Annotated in this window: 16 protein-coding genes; 6 read left to right on the top strand and 10 right to left on the bottom strand. The window is 50.3% G+C overall.

The window, feature by feature from the left end:
• Positions 1-85 precede the first annotated feature (85 nt).
• Together AC6IB1_RS06940 and AC6IB1_RS06935 are read right to left on the bottom strand one after the other, a co-directional pair.
• Entirely contained in the window at positions 86-1,066 is a 981-nt protein-coding gene (locus tag AC6IB1_RS06940; protein ID WP_497568387.1) for a lytic murein transglycosylase, read from the bottom strand.
• 9 nt (positions 1,067-1,075) lie between these two features.
• Complete coding sequence (locus AC6IB1_RS06935) at positions 1,076-1,351, bottom strand: YcgL domain-containing protein (protein ID WP_005506262.1); 276 nt, start codon at positions 1,349-1,351, stop codon at positions 1,076-1,078.
• Between the two features lie 296 nt (positions 1,352-1,647).
• On the opposite strand from AC6IB1_RS06935, the gene minC reads away from it, so the two are divergent.
• Genes minC through minE form a run of 3 tightly spaced genes read left to right on the top strand, consistent with a single transcriptional unit; the run spans position 1,648 to position 3,409 of the window.
• Positions 1,648-2,313: a septum site-determining protein MinC gene (gene minC, locus AC6IB1_RS06930; protein WP_497568386.1), complete on the top strand. Its 666-nt coding sequence runs from the start codon at positions 1,648-1,650 to the stop codon at positions 2,311-2,313.
• A 19-nt stretch (positions 2,314-2,332) separates the two neighbouring features.
• Complete coding sequence (gene minD / locus AC6IB1_RS06925) at positions 2,333-3,145, top strand: septum site-determining protein MinD (RefSeq protein ID WP_005506265.1); 813 nt, start codon at positions 2,333-2,335, stop codon at positions 3,143-3,145.
• Between the two features lie 3 nt (positions 3,146-3,148).
• Entirely contained in the window at positions 3,149-3,409 is a 261-nt protein-coding gene (gene minE, locus AC6IB1_RS06920; RefSeq protein WP_005506267.1) for a cell division topological specificity factor MinE, read from the top strand.
• A 61-nt stretch (positions 3,410-3,470) separates the two neighbouring features.
• Here the strand turns inward: minE and rnd are convergent, their stop codons facing one another.
• The 6 genes from rnd to yoaA all read right to left on the bottom strand — a co-directional run bounded on the left by rnd (position 3,471) and on the right by yoaA (position 10,462).
• Positions 3,471-4,595, bottom strand: a complete 1,125-nt coding sequence (gene rnd, locus AC6IB1_RS06915; RefSeq protein ID WP_497568385.1) for a ribonuclease D — start codon at positions 4,593-4,595, stop codon at positions 3,471-3,473.
• A gap of 142 nt (positions 4,596-4,737) precedes the next feature.
• Entirely contained in the window at positions 4,738-6,423 is a 1,686-nt protein-coding gene (gene fadD, locus AC6IB1_RS06910; protein WP_497568384.1) for a long-chain-fatty-acid--CoA ligase FadD, read from the bottom strand.
• 99 nt (positions 6,424-6,522) lie between these two features.
• Positions 6,523-7,413, bottom strand: coding sequence for an alpha/beta fold hydrolase (locus tag AC6IB1_RS06905; protein ID WP_497568383.1), 891 nt, complete (start codon positions 7,411-7,413; stop codon positions 6,523-6,525).
• Between the two features lie 64 nt (positions 7,414-7,477).
• A complete protein-coding gene (locus AC6IB1_RS06900) occupies positions 7,478-7,768 on the bottom strand; it encodes a chromosome segregation ATPase (protein ID WP_497568382.1) in 291 nt (96 codons plus the stop codon).
• A 42-nt stretch (positions 7,769-7,810) separates the two neighbouring features.
• Positions 7,811-8,506, bottom strand: coding sequence for a tRNA (adenosine(37)-N6)-threonylcarbamoyltransferase complex dimerization subunit type 1 TsaB (gene tsaB, locus AC6IB1_RS06895; protein ID WP_497568381.1), 696 nt, complete (start codon positions 8,504-8,506; stop codon positions 7,811-7,813).
• Positions 8,507-10,462: a DNA repair helicase YoaA gene (yoaA, locus tag AC6IB1_RS06890; protein WP_497568380.1), complete on the bottom strand. Its 1,956-nt coding sequence runs from the start codon at positions 10,460-10,462 to the stop codon at positions 8,507-8,509.
• Positions 10,463-10,612: 150 nt separating this feature from the next.
• Here yoaA and purU point away from each other — a divergent pair, with 150 nt between their 5' ends.
• Positions 10,613-11,449, top strand: coding sequence for a formyltetrahydrofolate deformylase (purU, locus tag AC6IB1_RS06885; protein WP_497569098.1), 837 nt, complete (start codon positions 10,613-10,615; stop codon positions 11,447-11,449).
• A gap of 30 nt (positions 11,450-11,479) precedes the next feature.
• Here purU and AC6IB1_RS06880 read toward each other — a convergent pair whose 3' ends face one another.
• A complete protein-coding gene (locus AC6IB1_RS06880; protein ID WP_497568379.1) occupies positions 11,480-12,058 on the bottom strand; it encodes a VOC family protein in 579 nt (192 codons plus the stop codon).
• A 306-nt stretch (positions 12,059-12,364) separates the two neighbouring features.
• On the opposite strand from AC6IB1_RS06880, the gene argS reads away from it, so the two are divergent.
• Entirely contained in the window at positions 12,365-14,095 is a 1,731-nt protein-coding gene (gene argS / locus AC6IB1_RS06875) for an arginine--tRNA ligase (protein WP_497568378.1), read from the top strand.
• A gap of 97 nt (positions 14,096-14,192) precedes the next feature.
• Here argS and AC6IB1_RS06870 read toward each other — a convergent pair whose 3' ends face one another.
• Positions 14,193-14,792 (bottom strand): DUF924 family protein, encoded by a 600-nt coding sequence (locus AC6IB1_RS06870; protein ID WP_497568377.1) that lies wholly within the window; start codon positions 14,790-14,792, stop codon positions 14,193-14,195.
• Between the two features lie 280 nt (positions 14,793-15,072).
• On the opposite strand from AC6IB1_RS06870, the gene AC6IB1_RS06865 reads away from it, so the two are divergent.
• The gene (locus tag AC6IB1_RS06865) at positions 15,073-15,504 is read left to right on the top strand and encodes an HIT domain-containing protein (protein ID WP_497568376.1); all 432 of its coding nucleotides are present in this window, start codon (positions 15,073-15,075) and stop codon (positions 15,502-15,504) included.
• Positions 15,505-15,541: the final 37 nt, after the last annotated feature.

The raw sequence follows: 15,541 nt of genomic DNA, 5'->3' as shown, positions 1-15,541 counted from the left end.
TCACTCAGCGTCATTACATTTCTGCACGTCTTTCATTCCTTTTTCGGTCAGATAACGCACTCCTCTGGACGATACAACCTTCATCTCAACCGAATTTAATACGATCAGCTAAATGACTGACGGCCAGTGCAAAATAATGTGAACGATTCCACTTCATCAGGCTTTGGTAATTACTGTAAACTAAATAGCTTCGGCCATATTCATCATCAGGTTGGATTAACCACGCCTTTATTTCCACATCTGGCAATGAAGCATTATTCATACGTCGTACGCCAAGAGTCTGCCATTCAGATAACGTTTTCGCCTTATCCTGACTCAACCCAGACAGCCCCTTGGGCAAGTTCCCAGGAACAATTACCTGACGCCCCCAAGTATACTTTTCATCCCAACCTGCATTTTTTAAATAGTTGGCAGACGAGGCGAATACATCGGGCTGAGAAGCCCAGATATCCTTTTTACCGTCATTATTACCATCGGCAGCGAAAGCATTAAATGAGCTGGGCATAAACTGACATTGTCCCATCGCCCCCGCCCAAGAACCTTTCATCTTATCTATATCAATATGACCTTGTTGTAAAATGGTTAATGCCTCAAATATCTCATTACGGAAAAAGGCTTCCCGACGTCCGTCGTAGGCCATCGTTGATAACGCTTCAATTACATTATAATTTCCCGTGAATTTACCGAAGTTACTCTCTACTCCCCATAGGGCGACCAAAAAACGGGGTTGGACACCATATATATCACCGATACGTTTCAGGTCATTATAATGCTGGTCATACAGTTTTCGTGCTTGTGCAACTTTCCAGTCTGGTACTGCCCTTGGAATATATTCATCCAGCGTTAAACGTTTCTCTGGTTGATTCCGGTCTGCTTTAACCGCCCGCTCGCGATAGGTCAGATTGCTGAAAGCCTGCTCGATGAGTGTGGTATCAAAACCCTTTTCTGCACTCTCTTTTTTTAAACCATCAACGTAATGTTCAAAACTTTGCTTTTCTTCTGCCATCCCAGGTGCTGATATAGACAACGCAGCCCCAATAAGGATCCCGATTAATCCCTTACGCATAGCGCTCCTTTATAATTTAGTATTTTTCTGTCTAATATGTTGCAGTGCCGCGTCTGGTGCTGGCGGAAGCTGCAGGTAATAACCTTTATTCTTGAGGTTATTGCGGACGTGATTGATATCTGCAATAGCCAGTTTTTCGCGCTTTTCTAAGTTGACCATCATAACGAACTGCGGGTTCCCAAAAGTGTGTAACAATTGTTCTGGCACATCGCTAAAATCATCTTTACGGTTAACATAAAGATAGGTCGAATCCTTTTTACTGCTTTTATAAATTGCGCAATACACCTTGTACCTCTCATTCTTCATGCCCGTTTGAGGCATGCACCATTTGTTCTGTTCCCGATTAAGAGAAACGGCTTAAAAAATCAAAATGAAATCGGCGATTAAAGCACCACATTGGGTCTTCATGCTTGCCGCAAAGATGCCATGAATATACCATGCAGATCACTGTCTGATACACCCAAGAAAACCAAAGAATGTGCACCATTAAAAAATGAGTGCAAAGGGGAAATTGGGGTGATGAAACTTCGCGTTCGTGTTGTCAATATCAACACTACCGTGCCAGCTGGATAACTCGTTCAATGACAAAAAATGCTGAACTCAAAGGCAGTTCATTTACGCTTTCTGTGCTTCATCTGATGGATGATGATGTAGACAGCGCCATGCAAGTGTTGTCTGATAAAGTCAATCAGGCACCTGCGTTTTTCGATGGCGCACCTGTCGTTGTTGATATTGCCCGCCTTCACAATCAACCTGACTTTGTACAGCTTAAAGCAACCATAGAGAAAACCGGTATGTTGGTTGTCGGTGTTACTGGTTGTAAGCAAAATCAGGTGCGTGATGCTGCCAAGCAAGCGGGGCTTGCGGTGATGAATCCTGCCAAGCAAGCTGCACGCATTAATGATCCAATCCAAACACCGACTAAAGTGATCACCTCACCGGTTCGCTCTGGACAACAGATATACGCAAAGAACGCGGATTTAGTGGTGCTTAACCATGTCAGTGCCGGCGCCGAAATCATTGCCGACGGCAGTATCCATATTTACGGCGTGCTGAGAGGCCGGGCGATTGCGGGCGCCAGTGGTCAGAAAGAAGCCCATATTTTTTGCCAGAACCTGCAATCTGAGTTGCTCTCAATCGCAGGCACTTACTGGCTCAGTGAAACCATTCCCGAGCAGTACGCTGCACGTCCGGTAAAGGTGTCACTGCAAAACGACTCGTTAAATATTGAACACCTCACACTCTAACTTTCCGAAGGACTGAGGAATGACTCGAATTATTGTAATTACTTCCGGTAAAGGTGGCGTGGGTAAAACCACGTCGAGCGCAGCCATTGCTACCGGCCTTGCGTTGGCAGGAAAGAAAACCGCGGTTATCGACTTTGATATCGGCCTGCGTAATCTAGACCTCATTATGGGCTGTGAACGCCGTGTGGTTTATGACTTCGTTAACGTGATCAACGGCGAAGCCAACCTGCATCAGGCGTTGATCAAAGACAAGCGTGTCGATAACCTTTACGTTCTGCCAGCGTCACAAACCCGTGACAAAGATGCGCTGACCAAAGAAGGCGTAGCGCGCGTTCTGGACGATCTGAAAGCGATGGACTTTGAGTTCATCATCTGCGACTCTCCGGCAGGTATTGAAGCTGGCGCCTTAATGGCACTGTACTTCGCTGACGAAGCCATTGTTACCACCAATCCAGAAGTCTCCTCTGTTCGCGACTCTGACCGGATTCTGGGCATCCTGGATTCCAAATCCCGCCGGGCTGAAAATGGTGAAGAGCCCGTCAAAACACACCTTCTACTGACCCGTTATAACCCGGGACGTGTTGCCCGTGGCGAAATGCTGAGTGTGGCAGATGTAGAAGAAATATTGCGTATACCACTGCTGAGTGTGATACCGGAAAGCCCATCCGTTCTGCATGCGTCCAACAAAGGCGAGCCCGTGATCCTGGATAAGGAGTCAGACGCAGGCTTGGCGTACAGCGATGCTATTACCCGCCTGCTTGGCAATGAGTGTCCTTTCCGCTTCCTGGAAGAAGAAAAGAAAGGGTTTCTGAAACGATTGTTTGGGGGGTAACCCATGGCACTGTTGGAGTTTTTCCGTCCCAAAAAGAAGGCGAGTGCGTCGGTTGCCAAGGAGCGCCTGCAGATCATTGTCGCTGAACGCCGCAACGCAGGGAGTACAGAGCCAACGTATTTACCTCAATTGAAGCAAGATATTCTTGATGTGATCCGGAAATACGTTGATATCTCACCCGAGCAAGTCTCTGTGGCACTGGAACAACGGGACGACGATTTGTCCGTTCTGGAACTGAATGTGACACTGCCTGACGATAAATAAAGCGTAAAAACCGGCGGAAAAGCCGGTTTTTTTCTGGTTTGTTGGCGGTTGTTGGCCTAAGTTATTGTCCATCCAACACGGCTAACACCTTGTCCGCCAAGTAAGTTTTTCGCCACCCTGTCAACATGTCAGGCATTTTTTCTGGGTTACGATCGTTCACCCAAGCCCATTTAAGCACCTGATGGATCTGCTTTTTCGACCCCACAAACTCAGGCACCACACCCAGTTTTTCCGCGACGGCATTGGTTTGCTCTTTGATGTTTTTCACCATCTGCTTGTAGCCTGGCATATCCACCAAACGTACGATTTCTTCTGGGTAAAGGGAAGCAGGTGTTTTATCCGCTTCCTGTGCCATCCGGATCAAACGGCTACCATGGCGCTCAATTTCAAAGCGATCAAAGCCCTCTTCCGCCATTTTGTCGAGTGAACGGATGTTAAACCGTGCCATCTTCCAAAGGTGGAGTTCCCTGACCACAAAATTCAGTGCTAAATCCCGGCGCTGGGCTTCCCGAAGGCGCCAGCTTGCCAGCTTTTGGAGCACCGCCAGTTGCTTGGGGCGAAGCTGCCACGCATTTTTAATATCAAGGTAGGCTTTTTCCGGTTCTGGGGTTTTGCCACGTTTGCTGGCCATCAATGCGCACTCTTGCTTCACGGCTTCATCCCAACCTGCAGCAGATACCCGCTTGGAGAGTTCGTTATACAGCGGGAGCAGGTAATAGACATCTGCGGCGGCATACTCGAGCTGTTTCTCGCTCAGGGGACGGGCACACCAATCCGTTCTCGCTTCACCTTTATCCAACGTAACGACAAGGTATTCTTCCACCAGGGAGGCAAAACCAGCCGACAGGCCATGCCCCAAAAAAGCCGCCATGATCTGGGTATCCACCATCGGCGTTGGCATCGCGCCTGCGTAATGATGAAAAACTTCCAGGTCTTCGCTACAGGCATGTAGCACTTTCACTACCGATTCATCCGTCAGCAACGCCCATAGCGGTGAAAGATCGTCGAGTTCAATTGGGTCAATCAAAGACAGTGTTTCACCATCATACAATTGGATAAGGCCCAGTCGTGGATACAAAGTCCGGGTACGCACAAATTCGGTATCCAGCATCACAGCCGGTACCTGGCGGGCCTGTTGGCAAACTCGTTCGAGTTGGGACGGTTCAGTTATAATTTCGAAATTCACGCAATCTCCCATCTGGGTTGTTTCTGCCGCAGTAAAATCACCGGTTACAGAAAGCAAACATGCTGGCCTGGGCCAGCATGTTTTCAAAGGCATAGGTTATTTACCTATTGTACGCACTTAACTACGTCAGCGCATGCGCCGATTACGCTTCTGCGTCTTTCACTTCCTGTTCTTCGCGCAGTGCACGACGCAGGATTTTGCCCACATTGGTCTTCGGCAGCTCCTCGCGGAACTCGACCACCTTCGGCACTTTGTAACCAGTCAGGTGTTCGCGGCAATGCGCCAGGAGCTCTTCTTTGGTCAGGCTGGGATCACGTTTTACAACGCACACCTTCACGATTTCACCAGATGTTTCATGTGGTAGGCCAATCGCAGCCACTTCCAGCACTTTGCCATGCAGGGCTACCACGTCTTCAATTTCGTTGGGATAAACGTTGAAACCCGACACTAAGATCATGTCCTTCTTACGGTCAACAATGTGCAGGAAGCCATCTTCATCGAATTTCACGATGTCACCGGTGGACAGCCAACCATCTTCAGTGATCACTTCTTTGGTGGCTTCTGGGCGTTGCCAGTAGCCCTGCATGACCTGTGGCCCTCGCACTTGCAGTTCACCCACTTGGTCATTTGGCAGCACGTTACCCTCATCATCCACAATACGCACCTCCGTAGAAGGCACTGGCAGACCAATCGAGCCATTGTATGCTTTCAAATCGTAAGGATACGCAGCAACCAGCGGCGAACACTCAGTCAGACCATACCCTTCAAGAAGGTGTTTGCCCGTTAGTTTCATCCAGCTTTCGGCAACAGAGCGCTGCACTGCCATACCACCGCCAACAGTCAGGTTGAGGTTGCTGAAGTCCAGCTCATGGAAATCTTCATTGTTCAACAGCGCGTTGAACAGGGTATTTACTCCTGTAATTGCCGTAAACGGATGCTGTTTCAGTTCCTTCACAAATGCAGGAATATCACGCGGATTGGTGATCAAAAGGTTCTGCCCCCCCATTTCGATAAACAGCAGGCCATTCACCGTCAGCGCAAACACGTGATAGAGAGGAAGGGCGGTGACCACCAGCTCTCGACCTTCCTTCAATACCGGTCCATACATAGCTTTGGCTTGATTCACGTTTGCCAGCATGTTGTTATGGGTCAGTACCGCCCCTTTTGCCACCCCGGTCGTACCACCGGTGTATTGCAAAAAGGCAATATCATCACCGGTCATAAACGGCTTCACATATTGCATACGGCGGCCTTTTCTCAGCGCCATGCGCATAGAGGTTGCGTGTGGCAAACTGTACTTCGGCACCATCTTTTTGATGTATTTCACCACGAAGTTCACAATGGTGCCTTTGGCACGGGGCAACTGGTCACCCAGGCTGGTCAGGATGACGTGTCGCACACTGGTTTTATCAACGATTTTTTCCAGCGTATGTGCGAAGTTGGAGACGATGACAATCGCGGTTGCGCCTGAATCATTCAGTTGGTGTTCCAGCTCACGCGGGGTGTATAGCGGGTTCACGTTCACCACCACACAGCCGGCACGCAGAATACCGAACAGGGCAATCGGATATTGCAACAGGTTTGGCATCATCACCGCGACACGGTCGCCTTTTTTCAGGCCAAGATCGTTTTGCAGGTAAGCGGCAAACGCACGACTGCGCTCTTCCAGCTTCCGGAACGTCATCACCTGCCCCATGTTGATGAAGGCTGTCTGATCCGCATATTTCTGCACAGACTTTTCGAACATCTCTACCAGTGATGGGTACATGTCCGAAGAGATTTCCGCTGGTACATCTGATGGGTAGCGGTTAAGCCAAACCTTATCCACTTGATCTCTCCTATTTTTTACCGCAGACCAAGCGGTCCGCGCCAGACGCAATAAAATTCAAACGAGTGTTTTAGCTCGCAATTAGACCAGAAATAACATTCAATTAACATCACTAAGCGCTGTGGTGAGATGTAGCCTGGTCACAAAATCAATGATTAATGACGCCGTTTCTGCCTGACTCTGAAGGTGACAATGGTGGGTGCCCGCTACCTTTTCCACGATCAGGTCCTGAAACCACGCCATACGTTTTTCTGCCAATGGGCTGCGAAGTGCCGGATAACCATCCTCACCCAGAATCGCCAGCACCGGGCACTTAATCCCACGTATCAGATGCTCGGCATGGTGCGTAGACATCCAGTAAATAGCGTCAGTTTTCAGCTTAGCATCATGCCGCCAGCGCCACACCGTCCCCACTTGCTTAATACCGAGGATCACCATGGGTGTCAGATCGTTAATGCTGACCTTATTGATCCCACGGCGAAGCTTGAGTGCCGCCTCCAGTGATGGCAATTCACGGGACGTTTTCATGGCCGAACGGCTGTCAATGCCGTTACGCAAACGCTCAACCACGTTGTCATCGCGCTCAGACATCGGCCCCAAGGCTTCAATCATCACCAAGCCCCTCGCCCTTTCCGGAAACGCCGCACACCAGGATGATGCCACCAACCCTCCCAGTGAATGTCCGACGAGATAAATGGGCCTGTCTCCCAACTGAAGGATCAGTTGATGCAGATCGTCGACATAATCAAAGAAAGGATAGAAGCTATCCGCCCCCTTGTGATCGGAATAACCATGACCCGGCCAGTCTGGCATTACCAAGTCAAAATGCTCATAGAGCAAGGGCGCCAACGGCTCAAAGCTGCCACTGTTATCTTGCCAGCCATGCAGCATCAGCAGGATGGGCTTATTCCGCTCAGTGAGGTATACCTGGGCAGCAAGATTGCCAAACCTTACTGCATATTTTTTTCTTCTAATGCCATAGTGGGACAATGTCCGATTTAGAGCGCGCGAAGCCTACCACAGAGAGGGGAAGGCAAGTGGTACGAGGAGTTAGCTAAACGAAGACATCTACGCCGAACATGGCGATAAGTTCGTCCCGTCTGGCCTGATTTTTCACATCCATATAGGACGCTAATGCATGTCTGCTGCGTCCGTCCGGCAGGTCATAGTGAATGTGTTCGAAGGCATCCTGGGCCCTTTCCGGATTACGGATCCCAAGGGATACGGCTTTTGCCACCTGTGAAGGCTCGGAGACATCGTTTGTCGCCTGCTTTTTCTGTGGCTGTTTACGTCCCGCCTTTCCGGCACGTAAAGCCTGCTGTGGTAATCCCTGAATTGAAACCATGGCTGACCCTGAATAGATTCACATCACCTGCCGACGCAGTGTTTATTCGCGACCGGGCAGTTTCTTCCAGGCCACAGTGTCACGAAGATAGACAGGGCTAGCATGTTCAGCATCCACCGCTTCACCGCGCACAAGCGCATGATGGGCAAGGATTAACATGTCCTGTGATTCAGGATAAAGCACACCGCTGTCACTCACTGACAAGTGTAGCTGGCCTTGCAAATCCGGGTAAGCTTGCCATCCCGTTCCTGCTACCGACCACGCAGCCTCTGTCAGTGTCGGGGTAAACATTTCCGGGGCCAGCACCGCTTCCGATACGACAGTTTCCCAGTCACCATTCTCAAGGCGTTGGTAGCCACCGACATAAATTTCGTTCATTCGGGCATCAATCGCGGACAGCACATGTGTTGCCTGTTGGGTACGGTACGCCTGCTGGGCCATCGCCGCCAGGGTTGAAACGCCAATCATTGGCAAACCCGCACCAAACGCCAAGCCTTGTGCGATACCAATCCCGATACGTACACCGGTAAAGCTGCCAGGCCCACGGCCAAACGCCAGTGCATCGAGCTGATTCAGGGTTAACCCGGCTTCCGCCAGCACACTGTCGACCATTGGCAGGATTTTAGTGGTATGTTCACGCGGCGCCATTTCACAGCGCGCAATCACGTCACTCCCGACTTTCAGGGCAACGGAGCAGTTTTCAGTGGCCGTATCAACGGCAAGGATCTTAGACGTCATCTATACCTCTGACGCAGCAGACGTTGCTGCAGATTCATTGTTCTTATCTATTTCGGCAAGGAACTCACCGACTTTTGCCAGATCCCGCGTGCGTGGGATTGGCGGTAAACTGCGCAGGAAGGTTTGACCGTAGGAGCGGCTGACCAGACGGTTATCACAGATAATCAGCGCACCATGGTCACTTCGGTCCCGGATAAGCCGTCCAACGCCCTGCTTCAGGGTGATTACAGCATCCGGGATCTGTACCTGGGAAAATGGGTCGCCACCCTGCATGCGGCAATCTTCAATGCGGGCTTTCAAAAGTGGGTCATCCGGCGCAGTAAATGGCAATTTGTCGATAATAACACAGCTCAGCGCCTGCCCTCTAACGTCTATCCCTTCCCAGAATGCACCGGTAGCGATGAGTAGCGCATTCCCCAATTCCAGAAATTCTGCCAACAGTTTCTGCTTGGAGGTCTCCCCCTGAACAAGCACAGGCAAGTTGAGGGATTCACGGAACCGCTCAGACAAATCGCGCACCATCTGGTGTGAGGTACAAAGAAAGAAACACCGGCCTTTGTTTTGCTCAATCACCGGCATCAACATATGTACCAGCTTATCGGCCAGTCCATAACTGTTGGGTTCGGGCAAAAACCGTGGCACGCAGAGAATCGCCTGTTTTTCATAGTCAAAGGGGCTAGGCAGGGTAAATTGTTCAGCCGGCTCCAGACCGAGGCGATGGCTGAAATGGCTGAAATCATCGTTCACCGCCAGTGTTGCCGAGGTAAAAATCCATGCCCCATCCTGTTGCTGGATTTGCTCACGGAACTTTTCCGCCACAGACAGTGGGGTGATATTCAGGCTGAAATGGTGGCGACTGCACTCGTACCAATAGGAATAGCCCGGGATCGAGGTATCTTTCAGGCGCTCAAGTTTTGCTTTCAGCAATGTCGCCCGATCAAACGCCGCATCCAGTAACTGGCTTCTTCCAAGGGATAGCTTCATCACATCATGCGCAAGCTCCAGTGCATCGCTCAGACGCACCAACTCCCTCGCCACAGACGGTGAGGCGCAGATTTCGCGCCAGTTGCCACGAAAGCCCGGTTCACCCAGCACAATGCGCAGATCTGACGCTGACTGAGACAGGCGATCGGCCACTTTTTCCAGCTGCTTGGTGTCACGGAGTTCAGTGCGGTAAGCAATATTGATGTCTTTCGCCAGTTCCTGAAGCTGGCGGCTCGACAGGCTCTGGCCGAAATACTGGCTGGCAATATCCGGGATTTGGTGCGCCTCATCGAAGATGAATACGTCAGCTTCCGGAATAAGCTCACCAAAACCTGTTTCCTTAATCGCCAGATCGGCAAGAAAAAGGTGATGGTTCACCACCACCAGATCGGCGTCCATTGCCCGCTTTCGCGCTTTCACCACAAAGCACTCATCATAGCTTGGGCACTCTTTACCGAGACAGTTGTCATTGGTCGAGGTGATGGCAGGAATGATTGGGCTGTCTTCTGCCAAGTCATCACATTCACCGAGATCGCCGGTTTTGGTTTCCGATGACCAGCCACGCACTTTCACCAGTTGGCTGAGAAGCGTGGGATCCGCGTGACCATCATGGCTTTCAATCATCTGGCGGCTGAGCCGCTCAGGACAAAGATAGTTGGCCCGCCCTTTCAAAAGGGCAACACGGCCAGTGAAACCCAGGGTATCGACCATTAAGGGGAGATCACGGTGAAACAGTTGTTCCTGAAGGTTTTTCGAGCCGGTACTGACAATGGTTTTCTTACCACTTAACAGCGCGGGCACCAGATAGGCGTAAGTCTTCCCCGTTCCTGTTCCGGCTTCCACGACCAACTGGGTGCGGTTTTTGATCGCACGATCCACGGAAAGTGCCATGTCTGTCTGTGGCTGACGAGGTTGGAAGCCTTTGATCGCGCGGGCCAGGGCACCTGTCGTCGAGAAAACCTTAGAAATCATTGGTCATTTATACAGTATTTGAAAGGATTGCATTATGCCAATAATCCATCCACACCGCCACACAGGTGGTAACGCTTTGACCTTCAGGCCAATTAAGAGTAAAACGTGATGAAACACCAGTTTACATTTCATCACGAGAAATACGTTTCTATGGAAAGAAAAATCCTGCTGACGGACTGCCCCGATGCACAAGGCCTTATCGCCAAAATCACCAACATCTGTTACAAGCACCAGCTTAATATCATCCACAACAACGAGTACGTCGACCACAGCACGGGTCAGTTTTTTATGCGTACCGAGTTGGAAGGTATTTTCAATGATGAAACCTTCCTGCTGGATATTGACCAGGCACTGCCGCCAGGCAGCCATCGCAGGCTGGTCAATGCGAAGCGACGCAAACGTGTTGTGATTATGGTGACCAAAGAATCCCACTGTCTGGGCGATATCCTGATGAAAGCCTATGACGGCTCCCTGGATGTGGACATTGCTGCTGTGATTGGTAACCACGACAAACTCGCCACACTGACAGAGAAGTTTGATATTCCATTCCATTTCGTCAGTCATGAAGGGCTGGAGCGCGAAGCACATGAAGCCCAGATGATCGATATCATTGAGGGTTACCAGCCAGATTATATTGTGCTGGCCAAGTTCATGCGCGTGCTGACACCGGGGTTTGTCGCAAAATTCCCCCGCAAGATCATCAACATCCATCACAGCTTCCTGCCTGCCTTTATCGGTGCCCGTCCTTACCATCAGGCGTGGGAACGTGGCGTGAAGCTTATCGGGGCCACGGCACATTTTGTTACCAATGATCTGGATGAAGGCCCGATCATCGACCAGAACACCAAGCACGTCGACCACACTTTCAGTGCAGAAGATATGGTCAAAGCAGGGCGGGATGTCGAGAAAACCGTGCTCAGCAATGCATTGAGCCAGGTACTGGAGGACAGGGTTTTTGTGTATGGCAATAAAACAGTGATTTTGTAACTCAGAACCGGTAGATAACTAAAAGGAGCCTCAGGCTCCTTTTTCACTTTCAATCACCTGTTCAAGACTGACCGGGTGCAGTTTCACACACACACCATTGGCTTTAAATGCCACCGTGGGGTTGGCAATGCGTTCCCCCTCCCCGGCTGGAGCACTCAGTTTTACCTTTACTCCCAGCGTAGCCAGCCTGTCCCATTTCGCTTTAAGCGCGGGGAACAGTGAAAACACATCGTCGAGCAAGGCTTCTGGCGTGGTGGCGTGTGATGGCACCACCCATTCTGCATGCTCCCACCCTTCCTCAGGATAGGTTTTGTCGCCCGGGTAAGGCAATTCAACACAATCGGTTTGCCATTCACCAAAGACCAATGGCTGACTGGCCTTGATCACCACAATCGGTCTGCCATTGATAATATTAACCGACAGTTCTTTCCCCTGTGAGCACCACGACTGGTGCAGCGATTCAGCCAGCGCCCTGTCATTCACCCTCAGGGCAATGTGATCGGCAGGGTATGCCCCCAAATCCAGTTCCAGGGTTGTCAACAGCTCCTTCACACGAAGGGCAAAACCGGGCAGGGAGGCGTATAGCGATTCTACAGTTAGGGCAGACATATCGGGTCTCGTTGTGGACAAAATTGAATGCAATGTACCACAGCACAGATCGCGCTGAAATGTCAGGGTCTCCCGCTACCCGCCAATCACGATGAATTCAGCCTATTTCATAGGATTCAGCTTTCAAACCACGTCACTTTGTGGGTATTATTACCGCTAACTTTTTGCACCGCATTTGGTATCTGAATCTCAGTACTAAAGCCGTCAACCATGCCCAGAGCAATATGCATTGCACCCGGTATTGTTGACGGATTTTTACTTTAACCCGGCAGACGATTCGCCGGGTGTCGAAAATAAGGTAAGCAAGTGAATATTCAAGCCCTTCTTAATGAAAAAGTAGCTGCAGCCATGGTTGCTGCAGGTGCGCCGGAAGGCAGCCCGGCGGCTGTTCGTCAATCAGCGAAACCACAATTTGGTGACTATCAGGCTAATGGCATTATGGGTGTTGCCAAAAAGCTGGGTTGTAACCCACGTGAATTCGCACAGAAAGTGCTGGATGTTCTCGATTTGGACGGCATGGCGGCGAAAACCGAAATCGCAGGCCCTGGCTTTATCAATATCTTCCTGAGCAGTGAGTGGCTGGCAGAGCAGGCAGACGCGGCACTGGCAAGTGACCGTTTGGGTGTTGCCGAAGCAGAAAAACAAAACATCGTGGTTGACTACTCCGCGCCTAACGTAGCGAAAGAGATGCATGTTGGTCATTTACGCTCAACCATTATCGGTGACGCTGTTGTCCGCACGCTGGAGTTTCTGGGTCACAATGTAATCCGAGCTAACCACCTTGGCGACTGGGGAACCCAGTTCGGTATGCTGATTGCAAACCTTGAGCGCCATGAAGCACAAGGTGGTGACATTTCAATGGATCTTTCTGACATCGAAGGGTTCTACCGCGAGTCCAAGAAGCTTTATGACGAAGACGAAGAGTTCGCCAAAACCGCACGTAACTATGTGGTTCGTCTGCAAAGTGGTGATGGATACTGCAAAGAAAAATGGCAGCAACTGGTTAAAATCACCCTTGAACAAAACCAGCGCAACTATGACCGCCTGAACGTTTCACTGACTGACAAGGATGTGATGGGCGAAAGCATGTACAACAACATGCTGGCCGGTATCGTTGAAGACCTGAAAGCCAAAGGCCTGGCGGTGGAAGACGACGGTGCGATGGTCGTGTTCCTGGATGAATACAAGAACAAAGACGGCGAGCCAATGGGTGTGATCATCCAGAAACGTGATGGTGGCTTCCTGTACACCACCACTGACATCGCCTGTGCGAAATACCGTTACGAGACGTTCAATGCTGACCGTGTGCTGTATTTCATCGATTCACGCCAGCACCAGCACCTGATGCAGGCATGGACCATTGTTCGCAAGGCCGGTTATGTGCCAGAGAGCATGAGCCTTGAACACCACGCATTTGGCATGATGCTGGGTAAAGATGGCAAACCGTTCAAGACCCGTGCGGGTGGCACTGTGCGCCTGGCAGACCTGCTGGATGAAGCAGAAGCACGTGCGAATAAGCTAATTGAAGAGAAAAACCCTGAGCTGTCTGCAGAAGAAAAAGCCAATATTGCCACCACGGTTGCAATGGCGGCGGTGAAGTATGCTGATCTTTCCAAGCACCGCACCACGGACTATGTGTTCGACTGGGATAACATGCTGGCCTTTGAAGGCAACACTGCACCTTATATGCAGTATGCCTACACACGTGTTGCTTCTATCTTCAACAAAGCGGGCATTGATGCAGACAATATCGAAGGCAAGATCATTGTTGCAGAAGACAAAGAGAAAGCACTGGTTTCTAAACTGCTGCAATTTGAAGAAGCAGTGGACGGTGTCGCCCGTGAAGGTCAGCCTCACATTATGTGTAGCTACCTGTTTGAACTGGCGGGCACATTCTCAAGCTTCTACGAAGCCTGCCCAATCCTGAATGCAGAAGGTGACACCAAGCAAAGCCGACTGAAGCTGGCAGCCTTGACCGCAAAAACCATTAAACAGGGTCTGGATCTGTTGGGTATTAAAACGCTTGAACGCATGTAAGCGCTGAATACAACAGGTTATAAACGCGAAGCCCCACGCTGCAGTCATGGGGCTTTTTCTATCTACAACGCACACTGTTACGGGCGTCAGACAGTTTTTAAGGTGTCATTCCTGCGCCCTTCCCCGCCAGCCACTTCAACTCCGCCTTAGTCGATAGACGCCCAAGCGTGGCATTGCGGGAAGGAAAACGTCCGAACTGCTTAATCACATCAAAGTTATTTCTCGCACGGCGGAAAATGTTCTCATAAAGACCTGCATCTTCCTGGCTGGCAAAGCTGCACAATTGACTGAAGCGAAACAGCGCTTCCTCCTGATCTTCCATGTGTTCAGAATGTTGCAGCGGCATATAGAAAAACACACGCTGGATGATGGGCAATTGCTGGTCCTGTCCTTCTGCCATGCCACGCTTACACACCGCCAGGGCAAACTCATCGTATCGGAATGCGGCACTCAGGCCCCGGTAAATTCGTCTGCTGAACTGATCCAGTAAAATAATGACGGCTAACGTCCCTTGTGGCGACGCCAGCCACAGCGACAACTTACCTTCTCCCGCCATACTGACATAAGGCAAGAACTGATCCCGGATTTGCCTGTCCAGATCCTTGTCATCCCCGAACCACATTGATTCCAGCACATCACCGGTCTTTGGTTTATCGCCATCGCCAAACCAATACTCCAGCACCTCGGTGTAATCCATATGCGCCTCCATGTGACGCTAAAAAAAGCACTCTCTTTAGCCTAACCACTTATTTGGAATACCGTGGTTCAATGATACGATTGACACCGGTTTTGTGATTTTTCTATGACAATTGCGCAAACTGTATAAACCTGCTCAGTAAAGAGTTTAATCTTTGTCATATCAAGACACGGTGTAACACTCAAGAAAGTGGCATTTACACCGTATTTCTCGCTGCTGTTTACATTCAGTGTGAATGCCAGTAGTTTTGGGGAGAATTCTGCATAAATAGAGAATAAAAATGCCATTCGAACTTCATCCACGCCTTGATGCTGATACAACATGGCTCGGCGATTTACCGCTTTGCCGCGTACTGCTCAGCAAAGAGGATATTGGCCCTTGGCTGATATTGGTTCCCCGCATCAAATCCATTTCCGAGATCCATCACCTTTCAGACGCTGATCAACAGCAGTTTATCCGCGAATCTTCTGCCGTATCAGCCAGGTTGGAGACCTATGCCTCGCCGGATAAACTCAACATTGGAGCGTTAGGCAATATGGTGCCCCAACTCCATGTTCACCACATCGCCCGTTACCAGACAGATGCGGCTTGGCCTGGTCCTGTGTGGGGAAATACCAATGGTATTCAGCGCCATGAATTGGCACAGAATGATGTGGCAGAGAAATGGCGCAGTCACTTGAGTGACATTGAAGGATTTACACCTGCTGGATAAAAAAAGCGCGGAGGGATATCCGCGCTTGCTGTGTCTG

It is taken from the genome of Grimontia sp. THUN1695 (assembly GCF_059704325.2).
The sequence above is the reverse complement of the archived record's forward strand: the minus strand, read 5'-3'. Positions and strand labels throughout refer to the sequence as shown.